Consider the following 16006-nt stretch of genomic DNA (forward strand, 5'->3'; position numbering starts at 1 on the left):
GCTGCCGGTTTGACGCCGTCAGCCTTCTTGACGACTGCCTTTTTCGGCGCTGCCTTCTTGGCTGCCGGCTTGGCAGCTGCTGGAGCGGCTGCCGCTGCTGCTACCGGTGCGGCTGCTGGCGCTTCAGCTGCGGCTGGCGTTGCGGCCGCTGGAGTGGCGGCCGGCTTGGCTGCTGCCGGCTTTGCTGCGGCTTTTGCTGCTGGTTTGGCGGCCGCTGGCTTGGCTGCAGCTTTTGCTGCTGGCTTGGCTGCGGCAGGCTTGGCGACAGCTTTTGCCGCCGGCTTGACGGCGGCAGGTTTGGCTGCTGCTTTCGCTGCCGGCTTGGCGGCTACTGGCTTGGCTGCAGCTTTCGCTGCTGGTTTGGCTGCTGCTGGTTTGACTGCCGCTTTAGCCGCTGGCTTGGCTGCTGCCGGTTTCGCGGCAGCTTTAGCCGCTGGCTTGGCGGCCGATTTCGCTGCAGGCTTGGCTGCTGCTTTTGCTGCCGGCTTTGCCGCTGCTGCCTTGGCTGCAGGCTTGGTGGTTGCCTTGGCTGCTTTGGCTGCTGGTTTCGCTGCTGCTTTAGCCGCTGGTTTCGCCGCCGCTTTGGCCGCTGGCTTGGCTGCCGCTTTGGCTGCAGGTTTCGCCGCTGCTTTGGCTGCAGGTTTCGCTGCCGCTTTGGCAGCTGGCTTCGCCGCTACTTTTGCTGCAGGCTTTGCTGCGGCTTTCGCTGCCGGTTTCGCCGCTGGCTTGGCTGCAGCTTTGGCTGCTGGCTTGGCCGCTGCCTTGGCAGGAGCTGCCTTGACTGCCGGTTTGGCCGCTGTCTTCGTCGCTGCTGCTTTTGCTGCCGGCTTGGCGGCGACCTTGACTGCTGGCTTTGCAGCCGATTTTGCAGCTGGCTTAGCGACAGCTTTGGCCGCTGGCTTGGCTGCTGCGGCTTTCGCTGCAGGTTTGGCGGCAGCCTTTGCTGCCGGTTTCGCTGCGGTCTTGGCTGCCGGTTTGGCCGCTACTGCTTTGGCTGCCGGCTTGGCGGCAGTTTTCGCTACAGCCGGCTTGGCAGCCGGCTTGGCAGCCGGTTTTGCAGCTGGCTTGGCGGCAGCTTTGGCAGCCGGTTTGGCCGCTACTGCTTTGGCGGCCGGCTTGACTGCAGCTTTAGCTGCTGCTGGTTTCGCGGCTGGTTTGGCTGCAGCTTTGACAGCCGGTTTGGCGGCAACCGTCTTGGCTGCAGCTGCTGGCGTCTTCGCAGCAGGAGCAGCTTTGGCGGCTGGTTTCTTTACTTCTGATTTTTTAGCGGCTGTTGCCATTTGTCTCTCCTTCATCTGAGATGAGAAATTTAAGCTACAAGATTTAAACCCGTCCGACCCACCACGGGGATAGGCCAGGCGAATTATTCATCGGCGCAAACGGTCGTTTGCGCTAATGAATTCGGCACCAGCTGAACTGCTGCAACTCCTCACGTTTGCAGCACTTCAGCCATCGTCGGTGCCACCGTGCTTGATCTCGCAGCTGGTGGCAAAGTCTGAATCCGGTTAGTTCGTTTTCGATGCCGTGCGTTTTAGGCGCCTCGCATCGCGCTCGCCATCACACGTCGCGTCAAATAAAAAACCGCCATGCCTGAAAAAATTCGAGCACGGCGGCAGACAGAAACGGTGTGGTTTTGTGCATATCCGTGTAAATCTGTATCCCTGTTTTGCGAGCCTTTGTGGCGTCGCGCTGGTTAAAAAAACCCCGCATACTACCACTCGCATTTTCAATCTCCTAAATTACACGAAAACCTTGATGCTACGCAACCGGCACGATAGCATTTCAAGCCCTTTTTTGCACGATAGGCGCGCCAGCGCACCATCAATGCGCAAAGCCTGTCGGCAAGCGCGCTGAAAGCCGCAAACGGCCTGCCGATATGCAGCCTGTTTTGCAGTATCGCACGCAGGCGAAAAAGACGAAAAAAAAGCGCCGTCAATGACGGCGCTTCCGATCAGGCTCGCGGAAAAAATCTGACGCGGCCTGGCTTATTCCCAGTTCAACGCACCACCGGTCTGGTACTCGGTCACGCGCGTTTCAAAGAAGTTGCGCTCCTTCTTCATGTCGATCATTTCGCTCATCCACGGGAATGGATTTTCCTCTTGCGCGAACAGTGGCTCGATGCCGATCTGCTGCGCGCGGCGATTGGCGATAAAGCGCAGGTAGCCCTTGAACATCGGTGCGTTCAGACCGAGCACGCCACGCGGCATGGTGTCTTCGGCGTACGCGTATTCCAGGTCTACCGCCTTCAGGAACAGGGCCTTGATTTCATCGCGGAAGGCAGGGGTCCACAGCTGCGGATTTTCCATCTTGATGGTGTTGATCAGATCGATGCCGAAGTTGCAGTGCATCGACTCGTCGCGCAGGATGTACTGATACTGTTCGGCCGCGCCCATCATCTTGTTCTGGCGGCCCAGCGCCAGGATCTGCGTAAAGCCGACGTAGAAGAACAGGCCTTCCATCAGGCAGGCAAACACGATCAGCGACTTGAGCAGCTTCTGGTCGTTTTCCACCGTGCCGGTGACGAAAGTCGGATCGGTCAGCATGTCGATGAACGGGATCAGGAATTCATCCTTGTCGCGGATCGATTTGACTTCGTTGTAGGCGTTGAAGATCTCGGCTTCGTCCAGGCCCAGGGATTCCACGATGTACTGATAGGCGTGCGTATGGATCGCTTCTTCGAACGCCTGGCGCAGCAGGTACTGGCGGCACTCGGGCGCGGTGATATGGCGGTAGGTGCCCAGCACGATATTGTTGGCAGCCAGCGAATCGGCCGTGACGAAAAAGCCCAGGTTACGCTTGACCAGACGGCGCTCGTCTTCGGTCAGGCCGTTCGGGTTTTTCCACAGCTCGATATCGCGCTGCATATTCACTTCCTGCGGCATCCAGTGGTTGGCGCAGCCGGCCAGGTATTTGTCCCACGCCCATTTGTACTTGAACGGCACCAGCTGGTTGACGTCGGTCTTGCCGTTGATAATGCGCTTGTCGTCAGCATTGACGCGCAAAGCCACCTGCTCGGCGTTCGCTTCGGACGGCTCGGCGCTGCCCGCAACGTTCAATTCGGTATTGCCCAGTGGCGCTTGCTGCGCCGGACGCGGTGCCGTTGCCGGCGTGGTTTCATCATCCCAGGATAAGGACATAATTATTCTCTCTCAAACAACCTTGACATTGAGGCCAGCCCGGCGTCTGGCCGGGCTGGCAACTGAATTACTGGCTTACTGACAGGCTTCGCACTCTTCGAAACCGTCGTCGCCGGGACGCAGGTAGCACGCTTCGCCATCGGCATCATCGGCTGCCGCAGCTACCACTGGCGCGACCGCCGGCGCCGCTGCCACCACGGCTGCTGCCGCCACTTGCGCGCTGGCCGACATGCCGCCGTCAACTGCCACGGCGTTCAGGGCGCCGGTACGCGAGGTCGATTTCTCCATGTGGGTGGCGGCGATGGTGCGCAGGTAATACGTGGTTTTCAGGCCGCGCAGCCATGCCAGCTTGTAGGTCTCGTCGAGCTTCTTGCCCGACGCGCCAGCCATGTAGATGTTCAGCGACTGTGCCTGGTCGATCCACTTCTGACGACGCGACGCTGCTTCCACCAGCCAGCTGGCCGGCACTTCAAAAGCGGTGGCGTAGATATCGCGCAGGTCTTGCGGAATGCGGTCGATCTTCACCAGCGAGCCGTCGAAGTATTTCAGGTCCGAGATCATCACTTCATCCCACAGGTCGCGCGCCTTCAGGTCACGCACCAGGTAGGCATTGATCTCGGTGAATTCGCCCGACAGGTTCGACTTCACGTACAGGTTCTGGAACGTCGGCTCGATACAGGCCGACACGCCGATAATGTTTGAAATCGTCGCCGTCGGTGCAATGGCCACGCAGTTCGAGTTACGCATGCCGAACTTGGCGATGCGCTCGCGCACTGGCGTCCAATCCATGGCCGACGAGGAATCGACTTCCAGGTAGCCGCCGCGTTCTTCGGCCAACAGCTTGACCGAGTCCTGCGGCAGGATGCCGCGGTCCCACAGCGAGCCGGCGTACGACTCATAGCGGCCGCGCTCTTCGGCCAGTTCGGTCGACGCCAGGTAGGCGTAGTAGCACACCGCTTCCATCGAGGTATCGGCAAACGACACCGCTTCGTTCGAAGCGAACGGCACGCGCATCATGTGCAGGCAGTCCTGGAAGCCCATGATGCCCATGCCGACCGGGCGGTGACGCATGTTCGAATTGCGCGCCTTTTGCACGGCGTAGTAGTTAATGTCGATCACGTTGTCGAGCATGCGCATGGCTGTGCGGACGGTTTTCGACAGCTTGGCGTGATCGAGCTTGCCTTCCTTCATGTGCGCCGGCAGGTTCACGGAACCGAGGTTGCAGACGGCGATTTCATCTGCGCTGGTGTTCAGGGTAATCTCGGTGCACAGGTTCGAGCTGTGAACCACGCCCACATGCGACTGTGGGCTGCGGATGTTGCACGGATCCTTGAAAGTGATCCATGGATGGCCGGTTTCAAACAGCATCGACAGCATCTTGCGCCACAGGTCCAGCGCCGCGATCTTCTTGAAGACGCGGATTTCGCCGGCGGCAGCCTTGGCTTCGTAGCCGACATAAGCCTGCTCGAAGGCCTTGCCGACCTTGTCGTGCAGGTCGGTCGTGTCCGATGGCGAGAACAGCGTCCAGTCGCCTTTTTCCATCACGCGCTTCATGAACAGGTCGGGAATCCAGTTGGCCGTGTTCATGTCGTGGGTGCGGCGGCGGTCGTCGCCGGTGTTCTTGCGCAGGTCGAGGAATTCCTCGATGTCCATGTGCCAGGTTTCCAGGTAGGCGCAGACGGCGCCCTTGCGCTTGCCGCCCTGATTCACGGCCACGGCCGTGTCGTTGACCACTTTCAGGAACGGTACCACGCCTTGCGACTTGCCGTTGGTGCCCTTGATATGGGCGCCCAGGGCGCGCACTGGCGTCCAGTCGTTACCGAGACCGCCGGCAAACTTGGCCAGCAGCGCATTGTCCTTGATGGCGTCGTAGATGCCTTCCAGATCGTCGGACACGGTGCTCAGGTAGCACGACGACAGTTGCGAGCGCAGCGTGCCCGAGTTGAACAGGGTCGGCGTCGAGCTCATGAAGTCGAACGAGGACAGCAAATTGTAGAACTCGATGGCGCGGCCTTCGCGGTCCGCCTCGTTCAGCGACAGGCCCATCGCCACGCGCATGTAGAAAGCCTGCGGCATTTCAATGCGCACATCGCGCACGTGCAGGAAGTAGCGGTCGTACAGGGTTTGCAGGCCGATATAGCCAAATTGCAGGTCGCGGTCGGCAACGATGGCCTTGGCCAGGCGCGCCAGGTCGAACTCGGCCAGTTTCGGATCCAGCAGTTCGGCAGTGATGCCCTTGGCGATATAGGCCGGGAAATAGGTCAGGTATTCGGTAGCGGCGGCCGCTTGCGGCACGTCCTTGCCGAACACTTCCTTGCGCACCGTGTGCAGCAGGATGCGGGCCGTCACTTGCGAGTAGGCCGGATCTTTTTCCATCAGCGCGCGCGCTGCCAGGATGGCCGACTTGTGCAGCTCTTCGACCGGCACGCCGTCGTACAGGTTCTTGACCGTTTCAGCCAGGATGGCGTCGGCATCGACGTGCTTTTCCAGGCCGGCGCAGGCGGCGTTGATCAGGTCGCGCACTTCCTGCATGTCGAGCAGGCGGCGTACGCCGTTGTCGAGCACGTGCAGTTGCGGTGCGGCCACCTGGGCCGAGGCGCCTTGCGCTTCCTTCTGCAGGCGGCGCTCTTCCATATGCTTGGCGCGGTACAGCACGTAGGCGCGCGCCACATCATGTTCACCCGAACGCATCAACGACAATTCCACCTGATCCTGCACATCTTCGATATGGAAGGTGCCGCCGCCCGGCTGGCGGCGCACCAGTGCGGCCACCACACCTTGCGTCAGCTGCTCGACCAGCTCGCGGATGCGCGCCGAAGCGGCGCCCTGGCCGCCGTTGACAGCCAGGAAAGCCTTGGTCATGGCGATGGCGATCTTCGACGGCTCAAATGCCACCACCGCGCCGTTGCGGCGGATGATGCGATAGTCGCCCATGGCAGCGCTGGTGCCGGCCACGCTATGCGCCGCGCCTGGCGCTGGCGGTACTGGCGTTGGATGGTTGGAAATATCTTGTGGTGATTGCATTAAAGCTCCCGTTCTCAGCTAAAGTCAGCCTGCAGTTTTGCTGCCGGTGTTGGTTGAAAGGAACGCCCGCTAGTGGGCTTCTTCAGATCAATGTTATAAAAAAGTCTTTTCGACATCACATGAAACAGAACGAAAGCAGCCCGCCCTGCCGTCTGGCTGGCGTGCAACGCTATCTAAAAAGGTAATAAACCGCCAGTTCCAAATTGCTGTTTCAGCAAGCAGGTTAGCTTTAGAGAATCATTCTGAATACTTCTGTGATGGTGCTGCTGATGCTACTAGATATAGTCCCTGTACCGAATTTCTGCACTAATTGTAGTACCCCTCGCAGACAGGCGCAATAGCATGCTGGCATTGGTTCAGCGAATATTTTTGCCTTTTCATATGTGAATTCGATTGACTTTTTACAGTGTCGATCACAGGCCCGGCATCCGCATAGTAAGCACTAACGCAGTAGCTTGAGCCAAATCAAAAGCAATATTGCTTGGGGTAAAATCTCTGTAAAATCGCCGCGCCATGGCGCTGGCAGCATTCCGGCCTGGCCATCAAATGGCCAACGGAGCGGCATTATAATCTACCTGGCGCATCGGCATCGGCCCGGCCAAGCCAGGCCTGACACTGCCGCAGGGCGTTGCCGGCGCTTCAGGAGGGCATGTCCTGTATCTGCAGCTTGTGCATTTTGTAGCGCAACTGGCGCACACTGATACCCAGCAACTGCGCTGCCCGGGCGCGCTGGTAGCGGCTATCGAGCAGCGCCTGCACGATCATGTCGCGCTCGGTCTGGCGCAGCACTTGCTCCAGAGGCAAGGCCGGTGCCGGGAGCTGCGCCATGCCGGGCAGGCTCAGTTGCCGCTCCTGCCCTGGCGCCGGTCGCAAGGGCACAATCGCGGCGCTGGCCGGACTGGCCGGCAGGCCCAGCCCGGCCACCGTCAGCAGGCCGTCTTCGGCAAACGCCAGCGCGCGTTCCAGCAGGTTTTCCAGCTCGCGCACATTGCCGGGAAAACCATGGCGTCCCAGCGCGGCCAGCACGGCGGCCGGCATGACCTGGCGCTGCGGCGACAAGCGCGCCAGTATGGCCTCGCACAGAGCGGGCAAGTCGCCTGGCCGCTCGCGCAGCGGCGGCACATGGAGTTCGATGACATTGAGGCGGTAATACAGATCCTGGCGAAACGTGCCGGCCGCCACGCCGCGTGCCAGCCCCTGCTGGCTGGCGCACAGAATACGCACCTCGACCGCCTCGTCAGCGGTGCCGCCAAGTTTGCGCACGCGCCGCTCCTGCAGCACGCGCAGCAGCTTGACCTGCATGGCCAGCGGCAATTCATCGACCTCATCGAGCAGCAGGCTGCCGCCATCGGCCGCCTGAAACAGGCCGGCGCGCTCCTGCTGTGCGCCGGTATAGGCGCCGGCGCGGCAGCCGAAAAATTCGGCTTCCACCAGCGCATCGGGAATCGCTCCGCAATTGACGGCAATAAACGGCGCGCTGCTGCGCTTGCCTTGTGCATGAATGGCCCGCGCAACCAGCTCCTTGCCGCTACCCGACTCGCCGCAGATGGCCACCGGCGCGCTGCTGTGCGCAAGGCGCGCCACTTGCGCGCGCAAGCCCTGCATGGCGGGCGAATGGCCGATCAATCGTGGCGGAGCCAAAGCGGTAGCTGATGAGGCAGCCAATGAGCGCGGACGGGACATGCTTGGCCTCCTGCAAAAAATGCAGTAACGAAAATCTCATGATCGAGACAATCGGACGACGCAAACATCCATGCTACGCCCAGCAGGCAGCACGCGATTTACAATACGGATGAGCAATGGCGGGCCGAGCCTGACGGGCCGGGCCGGCCGGGCTGGCGCGCGTTACAGCGTAGCGTGTGCGTGGCTGCAGTAATCGTGGCCCTTGGCCGCCACGTTTTCAGAGGCGGGGTAGTAGACGCCGCAATGGGCGCAGCACAGCATCAGCTCGGCGTCAGGCAATTCCTGCACGCGGCTGGCGCGCGCCTGAGGCTGTTGTGCCTGTTGCTGGGCGCGGGCGCGCTGCTGCATGCCGCGCAGCTTGCTGCGGATGGCAAACACCACCAGAAACACCAGCGCCAGCCAGAATAAAACACGTGTCATGCAAATCCTCGGTGTAATACAACCTCAAGTACAAAACGGCTGCCGACATAGCCCAGCAGCAAGGTGGCAAAGCCGGCCAGCGTAAAGGTCAGCGCCGTCTTGCCGCGCCAGCCGCGCCAATGACGTCCGGCCAGCAACACCGCAAACAGCAGCCAGGACAGCATGGTAAACACCGACTTGTGATCCCAGGTCAGTACCTTGCCCAACAATTTCTCAGAAAACACGATGCCGGACAGTACCGTCAGGCTCAGCAACACAAAGCCCAGGCCGATCATGCGAAACAGCAGCTTTTCCATCGTCAGCAGCGCCGGCAACTGGTCGAGCGCGCTGGCCAGGAAACCACGGCTTTCGCTGCGCGTATGCAGGCGCGACTCCTGCAGCGCCATCAGCACGGCGTGAAAGGCGGCGATCGTCAGCGTGCTGTAGGCCAGCACCGCTACCGTGATATGCCAGCCAAATACGGCAGACTTGCCTTCCAGTATCACCTGGTTGCCAGGAAACGCCCAGGCCAGGCCGATCGCCAGCACCGCGCACGGCATGACCATGCGGCGCAGGCCATCGAGGCTGAAATTGCGGTTTTCAATCCAGTAAGCGCCGACCGACACCCACAAGGCGGCCGACAGCATGGCGGAAAAGCCGAAGCGCAAGGTGCCGGGCGCCATCAGGTCCAGCCACAGCGTGGCGGCATGCGACAGCCACGCCACGCCGGTCAGGCCGGCAATCAGCTTGTCTTGTTTGGCAGGAAGAACGGCGCACACTGCATAGGACAGCGCAGCAACCAGGAAGAAATATGTCTGCATGTTTTAAGTTTACACCATAGCCGGCAAGCGCGATTCGCGCGGAGGCGGGACGACGCGATGAGGCCGGGCGTCAGCGCCAGCCCGCCATGATAACGCGCTTGCGTGCGTAGCGGTGGCGGCAGCGGAAGATTTCAGCAAACTTTACAGTGCGGCAGGCAAGATCATGGCGGGACAGGCAAGGGGCTGTCCCGCCAGCGCTTCAGCCTGTTATTTGACGTTCAGGCTTTTCTTGGCCTGTTCCAGCAGATCGGTCTTGACCCAGTCCTTCGCTACCGGCGGCTTGCTCATGCGCCCGACGCCGGTTTTCACCATCACATCGGTGGTGATCTGGATATGTTCGGGCGTAATGTCGTAGGAATATGGCGAATTGCTGATGGCATCGTCAAAGTCATCCTTGGTGATCTGGTTGCGAAACACCACCTCGCGCACATATTTTTCCGCCGTTGGCTTGCTGTCGATAAAGGTCTTGGTGGCCTCGACAAAGCAGCGCATGAATTTCTCGGCCACCGGACGGCGCTCCTTGTAGAATTTTTCCGTCATCACCATGGTGCGCACCGGCTCGCCGATCGGCGTGTCGTAGGGTTTGATCACTTCGGTGCCAAAGCCCTTGTTGATGGCCTGCGACGATTGCGGCTCGGATTGCATCATGGCGTCGATATTCTTGCCCATCAGCGCCTGGTTCAGGTCGGCATACGCCAGAAACACCAGCTGCACATCCTTGCCCTTGGTTTCCGAATACGTCAGGCCCGCCTGCGACAATTCAGCCAGCAGCAATACTTCCTGGATGCCGCCGCGCGTGACGCCGACGCGCTTGCCCTTGAGATCTTTTACGCTGGCAACGTTCTGCCCTGCCCCCGCCACCAGCCGCGCGCCGCCCCTGGCAAAGCCGGCCACCACATAAATCGGCGCACCGCCGGCCCGCCCGGAAATGGCCGCCTCGGAGGCCGTGGCCCCGACGTCAAGTTCGCCGGCAATAATCGCCTGCATCACGTCCAGGCCCTTGGCAAACACATGCTCTTCGACCTTGATGCCGCACTTGGGTGCAATCTCCTTGATATACGAGACTGCGCCGTAGTGGGCAAACTTCAGATTGCCGAGCCGGACCACTTCCTGGGCCTGGGCAGCGCCCAGGCCGGTACTGCTGATCACGGCGGCGGCAATCAAAGACTTCAACGAAAGGACCTGGTGCATCTGCGTCTCCTGATTCACGTTGGCGGGGCCTGGCCTGCAGGCAGGAAATATTGTATTTATCAGGCAATATTACCGCGAGTGTATTCAGAAGCAACAACTATTTTCAGGCCCGAAGCGCGTCGCGCCAAATCGGCGCTGCCGCGCAGCGCCATCACTGCCCCGCCAGCGCCACCACCGGATCGAGTCCTGACGCCTTGCGCGCCGGCATAAAGCCGAAAACCAGCCCCGTGATGACGGCGCAGGCAAAGGCGCCGCCGATGGCGCTCAGTGAAAAAATCACCGGCACATCCCACACCAGCAGCAAACCGGCAAAGCTGACGCCAACCACGATGCCGGCCACGCCGCCCACGACTGACACCAGCACCGCCTCGGTCAGGAACTGGCGCAGGATATCGCGCCGGCGCGCGCCGGTGGCCATGCGGATGCCGATCTCGCGCGTGCGCTCGCGCACCGTCATCAGCATCACGTTCATTACGCCGATGCCGCCAACGACCAGCGAGACGGCGGCGATCAGGCTCAGCATCATGGTCATGTTGTCCTGCGTTTTCGCTTCGGCTGCAATCGAGGCGGCCGCATTGCTGATGCCGTAGTCGCGGATGCGGTGTCGCTCGAACAGCACGGCGTCCACCGCCGCCTCGACCTCGGTCACGCGCTTGACGTCGCTGGCCGCCAGCACCGTGTAGGTCGGCTCGCGCTGGCCGAACACGCGGATGCCGGCGGTGGAAAACGGCAGCAGCAGCACGTCGTCCTCGTCCTTCTCGCCCGTCAGCGCGCCCTTGGCGCTCATCACGCCGATCACCTGGAACGGCACATTGCCGATCAAAATGGTCTGGCCAACCGGATTGGCCACGTCGGGCATCAGCTTGTCGGCCAGGCGCGCGCCCAGCACGGCCACGGTGGCCATCTCGCGGTCATCCTGCTCGGTAAAAAAGCCACCCTTGCCCACCGGCCAGGTCTGGATCTGCGGCAGCGCCGCGCCGGTGCCGCGCACATAGGTCTGCACATCGAGGTTGCCATGGCGGATCACCTTGTTGCCGGTCACATTGGGCAACACATGCGACACGCCCGGCACGTCCTTGAGCGCCTCCAGGTCGCCCAAGGTAATGCTGCGTCCCGGTATGCGCGAGCTCTCGCCGCGCGACGACATATATAAGAGGTTCGAGCCGAACGCCCCCAGCTGCGCCATCACCTGCTGGCGCGTACCGAGGCCGATGGCCAGCATCACGATCACCGAGGCGACACCGATCACAATGCCCAGCAGCGTCAGGCCGGTGCGAAAGCGGTTGATCCACATTACGCGCCAGGCCGCGCGCGCCGCATCGAGCAGTTCGGTGCCCAAGGAAGCGCCGGTGTCATGCGCAGCGCCGGCCATGTCGAGCGGCGGCAAGGCAGCCGCGGGCGGCCCACTGGCCGCGCCCGAGTCCTCGATAATCTGGCCGTCGCGGATCTCGATCACGCGCCGCGCCTGCGCCGCCACCTTGCGGTCGTGGGTAATGAGGATAATGGTGTGGCCGGCGTCGGCCAGCTCGCCGAGCAGCGCCATCACCTCGGCGCCGCTGCTGCTGTCGAGCGCACCGGTCGGCTCGTCGGCCAGGATAATGCGCCCGCCATTCATCAGCGCGCGTGCAATCGACACGCGCTGCTGCTGCCCACCCGACAACTGGCCGGGCCGGTAATCAAGCCGCTCGCCCAGCCCCAGGCGCGCCAGCAGCGCCGACGAGCGCGCGTGGCGCTCGGCCGCCGGCATGCCGGCATACAGCGCCGGCACTTCCACGTTCTCGCGCGCCGATTCGGTGGCGATCAGATGGTAGCCCTGGAATACGAAGCCGAACGCCTCGCGGCGCAGCCAGGCCAGTTCATCGGCGCTCAAGCCTGATACGTCATGGCCGGCAAAACGGTAGCTGCCCTCGCTGGGACGATCCAGGCAGCCCAGCAAGTGCATCAGGGTCGACTTGCCGGAACCGGACGCGCCAACGATGGCGACAAACTCGCCGGCGCCGATGGCCAGACTCACGCCGCGCAGCACTTCGACCGCCGGCGCGCCATCGTGGCCGCCATAGCGCTTGCGCAATCCCGCAAGTTCGATCAATGGCGCAGCCGTGTCAGCCGCGCTCATAGCTGGAACCTGCTCGGGCCACTGCCGGCCGGCTGCTCGCCGGTCACCAGCAGTTCGCCTTCGCGCAAGCCCTGCAGCACCTCGGCACTCAGGCGGTTGCGTACGCCCACCATCACCTCGCGCGTATCGACCTTGCCGTCGGCGCCCAGTACGCGCGCGGTAAACTGGCCGGCTTTTGCGCCTTCGGCCTGCGACGGCGCCAGTGCCGGCAGTGGCACGGCCAGCACATTGCTGGCCGCTGCAGTGACGAACACCACCTGCGCCGTCATCTGCGGCATCAGTTCGCCATCGGCGTTGTCGACGTCGAACAGCACCGTATACAGAATCACCTTGCTGGTCGACGGCGCCAGCGCCGTACCTGCACTGGTGCCGCCCGGTACCGGTGGCGCCGGCAGCACCTGGCGCACCTTGCCGCTCCAGCGGCGCTGGTCGCCACCGAGGGTGGTGAAATAGACGGCCATGTCCGGGCGCACGCGGCGCACATCGGCTTCCGACACTTCGGTCCATACCGTCATGGCAGACAGGTCGGCTATGCGCAAAATGTTCGGCGTCTGGTAGGTGGCGTTGAGCGTCTGACCTTCCTTCGCTTCCACGCCCACCACGCTGCCGGCCATCGGCGCATAAATGCGGGTATAGCCCAGACGCGCCTCGTCGGCCTTCAGGGTGGCCTGGGTCTGGTCGATCTGCGCTTTCAGGTGATTGATCCTGGCGGCGGCCGAGGCCAGCGTGGCTTCGGCCGTTTCCAGTTCGGCCAGCGGGGTCGAATCGAACTTGGCCATCTGTTGCTGGCGCACATGCTGCTGGCCGGCCAGCTTGTGCTGCGCCTGCTGGTCGGCCAGTTGCGCGCGCAGGCCCGCCAGTGCGGCGCGGCCGGCGTCCACGGTGGCCTGCTGCACGCTGGGGTCGATCTCGGCCAGCAACTGGCCTTTTTCCACCGCGCTGCCGGGCTGCACATGCAAACGCGTGATCTGGCCCGATACCTGCGCGCCCACGTCAACATAGGTATGCGGCTGCAGCGTGCCGATGGCCGTTACGCTGGCCTCGATATTGCCGCGCTTGACTGCGGCGGTCTCAAAGACGGTTTTCGGGCCGCGCGTGACCCAGACGGCGCTGGCGCCCAGCAGCGCCAGCAGCACCGCGCCGCCGATAATGCGCGCGCGGCGGGAAGGAGAAGGCAGGCGGGCCGCCATCAGAAAGCCGCCTTTGAAGCTGTCGCCAAACGTGATAAGTGCATCAGTCTATCCTGGTAAAGTGCGGTGGACTCACCGCAGCAAGGTCACAAGCCCTGCCAGCGCGGCGACGGCTGCCAGCAGGGAACTACGAAACATCAAACGGGGCGCATACGGCAGCAGCAGAGCCACCAGCAGCGCACCACATGACACGAAACCGATCCAGGCCACCACGCCCACGCTGGCGCTCCAGCCGGCCACGCAGGGCCAGACGGCCAGAGCCAGCAGGACGCTGCCTGCCAGCTGCAGCGCCCGGCGCATACGGGGCGCGGCGTCGCGCCCCCACACCTGGCCGTGATGGCGGTCCATCGCCAGCGACAGGCTGGCCATGCCCGCATACGACAGGCCCAGCGCGCATAAAATGGTCGGGATCATGATTGTCCTTTGGCGGTGGCGTGCAGGGTCGCTGCGGCTGCCGTGGTATTTTCAGGGGTGGCTTTTCTGGCCGGTTTGTCCTGGCGTGTGGGTGTGCGCCAAGTGCGCCAGGCGCCCCAGGCGCCCAGCAGGCCAAACACGATGGCGGTCAGTTCGACGCCGGCGCTTTCCCAGTCGCCGCGCGCGATCTGCGCGACCATGCTGTCGCCGGTGCTAAGCACGTTCAATACCGGCAGCAGCAGGCACAGGGCGGCAAACAGCGCCAGTTGCTCGACCCAGGCGCGTTTTTCCGCGCGCAGGCAGGCATGGGCCAGCATCAGGAACCAGACGCCGAAAAAGGCCCGCACTTCCCAGTCCGGCCGATGCCCGATGCCGACCGGGATCAGGCGGTTGGCCCACAAAAAGCCGATACAGGCCACGGCCAGGCCGGCAATGGCGGCCACGTTCAGGCAGGCGATCAGGCGGTACACCTGCGGCGTGATGCGACCGAACTCACCGCCGGCGCGCTGGCGACGCTTGACCATGAACAGGATGGCGCCGGTGCCCATCATGGCCGTGCCGGCCAGGCCGCACAGGAAATACAGCCAGCGCATCGGCATGCCGCCGAAGCCGGCCATATGCAGGTTCGACATCACCATGCGCGTCAGCGCCGCACCGCCGGCGTCGGCCTGGCCCGGCAGGCGCACGTTGATCTGCTCGCCGCTGGCCAGCGCATAGCAGGCCATGCCGGTGGTGGCGCTGATGCGCTGTTTGAGTTCGGCGTCCTCGTTCCAGCCATACATGCACACGCGCATGGCTTCGTCGCCCGGATGGTCGAGCACCACCGCACGGATTTCCTGGCCGATGGCCTGCTCGGCGCGCAGCGCGTACGGCTCCAGCGCTGGCACGGCCATGGCGCGCCCGCTGGCAGCCGGTTTACCCAGGTCGTTCCACTCGTCGAGGAAGGCTTTCTTGATATTGGGCGCACCGGCGTACTGCACCGCCACCGGCGCAGGCACGTAGTCGTCGCTGAAAAACACCAGGCCGGTGTAAGCGATCATGAACTGGAATGGCAGGCTCAGTACCGCCACCGCATTGTGCGCATCGAGCCAGGAGCGCTGGCCCTTGGCCGGCCGGAAGGTAAAAAAGTCCTTGAAAATGCGCTTGTGGGTAATCACGCCGCTGACCAGCGCCACCAGCATGATCATGGTGGTAATGCCGACGATCCATTCGCCGATGCGCGCCGCATGCAGCTGGTAGTGGAAATCGACAAAATGGTGACCGCCCACGGTCTGGCGCTGGGTAGCCTTGGGCACGTGTTTGATCTCGGCGCCGGTGTCCGGATCAAGATCGGCCGAACCGTAGCCGCCGCCGGGCTGGAACCAGTAGGCCGACAAGCCCTGCTCGGGTCGCTGCACGGGCCAGATTTCCCACATGTCGGCTTTGGGATGCTCTTTTGCCATATAAGCCAGCGCCAGCTCGATGCGCCGGCCGCGGTCCTCGACCTTGGGCAACGGCGCCTCGCTGGCGTGCGCTGCTTCTTCGAGCGCATGCTCGGGCTGCATCCAGTGACCGATCGGATCGTCGAAAACGGCCAGCGTGCCGGTCAGGAAAATGGCAAACAGCAGCCATGATATCCACAGGCCGCTCCAGGTATGCAGCCACGCCATGGCCTGGCGCAAGCCGCCGGCCTGCGGCGACTTGACGGCTTTTTCAACGCCGGTGCTCATGCGCCACCCCGCGCCAGCAGCATTCCCAAACCGCCGCACAAGATGGCGGGCAGCAGCATGCCGAGCCAGGCGCGGCGCACATCGTGCACCGAAAACACCCAGATCGCGGCGCAGGTATAGGTAACAAACGCAGTCATGACGGCCGTTTGCACCGCCTCGCCGCGCGACAGCGGCAGCACCGACGACAGCAGCACGGCCACGCCGGAGGTCAGCGCGTAGCCGCCGAAAATGGCCGCCAGCACGCGCGACAATAACATCATCTTTGCCGATTTCATGGGCGCCCTGCTCCCTGCTGCGCCGTCATGCGCCATGCGTTATTCAA

The 16006-nt window shown here is 62.9% G+C and carries 12 protein-coding genes; 1 reads left to right on the forward strand and 11 read right to left on the reverse strand.

The genetic code is table 11. From position 1 onward, the window contains the following. Positions 1–165: 165 nt before the first annotated feature. Positions 166–1299: a hypothetical protein gene (locus GCM43_RS26480; RefSeq protein WP_193315554.1), complete on the forward strand. Its 1134-nt coding sequence runs from the start codon at positions 166–168 to the stop codon at positions 1297–1299. Between the two features lie 686 nt (positions 1300–1985). On the opposite strand, the gene GCM43_RS05625 is transcribed toward GCM43_RS26480, so the two are convergent. The 11 genes from GCM43_RS05625 to GCM43_RS05675 all read right to left on the reverse strand — a co-directional run bounded on the left by GCM43_RS05625 (position 1986) and on the right by GCM43_RS05675 (position 15959). After that, positions 1986–3137, reverse strand: a complete 1152-nt coding sequence (locus GCM43_RS05625; protein WP_152242560.1) for a ribonucleotide-diphosphate reductase subunit beta — start codon at positions 3135–3137, stop codon at positions 1986–1988. 75 nt (positions 3138–3212) lie between these two features. After that, a complete protein-coding gene (locus tag GCM43_RS05630) occupies positions 3213–6161 on the reverse strand; it encodes a ribonucleoside-diphosphate reductase subunit alpha (RefSeq protein WP_152242561.1) in 2949 nt (982 codons plus the stop codon). A 639-nt stretch (positions 6162–6800) separates the two neighbouring features. Next, complete coding sequence (locus GCM43_RS05635) at positions 6801–7844, reverse strand: sigma-54 interaction domain-containing protein (RefSeq protein WP_152242562.1); 1044 nt, start codon at positions 7842–7844, stop codon at positions 6801–6803. Between the two features lie 162 nt (positions 7845–8006). Continuing rightward, positions 8007–8264, reverse strand: coding sequence for a PP0621 family protein (locus GCM43_RS05640; protein ID WP_152242563.1), 258 nt, complete (start codon positions 8262–8264; stop codon positions 8007–8009). Continuing rightward, the gene (locus GCM43_RS05645) at positions 8261–9064 is read right to left on the reverse strand and encodes a cytochrome C assembly family protein (protein ID WP_152242564.1); all 804 of its coding nucleotides are present in this window, start codon (positions 9062–9064) and stop codon (positions 8261–8263) included. The genes GCM43_RS05640 and GCM43_RS05645 overlap by 4 nt, the downstream gene beginning before the upstream one ends. A 207-nt stretch (positions 9065–9271) precedes the next feature. Beyond that, a complete protein-coding gene (locus GCM43_RS05650) occupies positions 9272–10255 on the reverse strand; it encodes an ABC transporter substrate-binding protein (RefSeq protein WP_152242565.1) in 984 nt (327 codons plus the stop codon). A 151-nt stretch (positions 10256–10406) separates the two neighbouring features. Then, a complete protein-coding gene (locus GCM43_RS05655) occupies positions 10407–12371 on the reverse strand; it encodes a MacB family efflux pump subunit (RefSeq protein ID WP_152242566.1) in 1965 nt (654 codons plus the stop codon). Then, positions 12368–13561, reverse strand: a complete 1194-nt coding sequence (locus tag GCM43_RS05660) for an efflux RND transporter periplasmic adaptor subunit (RefSeq protein WP_152242567.1) — start codon at positions 13559–13561, stop codon at positions 12368–12370. Before GCM43_RS05660 ends, GCM43_RS05655 begins: the two co-directional genes overlap by 4 nt. Positions 13562–13633: 72 nt before the next feature. Further along, on the reverse strand, positions 13634–13975 hold the full coding sequence (locus tag GCM43_RS05665) for a DUF3325 domain-containing protein (RefSeq protein ID WP_152242568.1): 342 nt from the start codon (positions 13973–13975) through the stop codon (positions 13634–13636). Further along, positions 13972–15684, reverse strand: coding sequence for a PepSY-associated TM helix domain-containing protein (locus GCM43_RS05670; RefSeq protein ID WP_226929336.1), 1713 nt, complete (start codon positions 15682–15684; stop codon positions 13972–13974). The genes GCM43_RS05665 and GCM43_RS05670 overlap by 4 nt, the downstream gene beginning before the upstream one ends. Continuing rightward, positions 15681–15959: a DUF3649 domain-containing protein gene (locus GCM43_RS05675; RefSeq protein WP_152242569.1), complete on the reverse strand. Its 279-nt coding sequence runs from the start codon at positions 15957–15959 to the stop codon at positions 15681–15683. Before GCM43_RS05675 ends, GCM43_RS05670 begins: the two co-directional genes overlap by 4 nt. Between the last annotated feature and the right edge of the window lie 47 nt (positions 15960–16006).

Source organism: Janthinobacterium aquaticum, from assembly GCF_009208565.1.
Classification (GTDB): domain Bacteria; phylum Pseudomonadota; class Gammaproteobacteria; order Burkholderiales; family Burkholderiaceae_D; genus Janthinobacterium.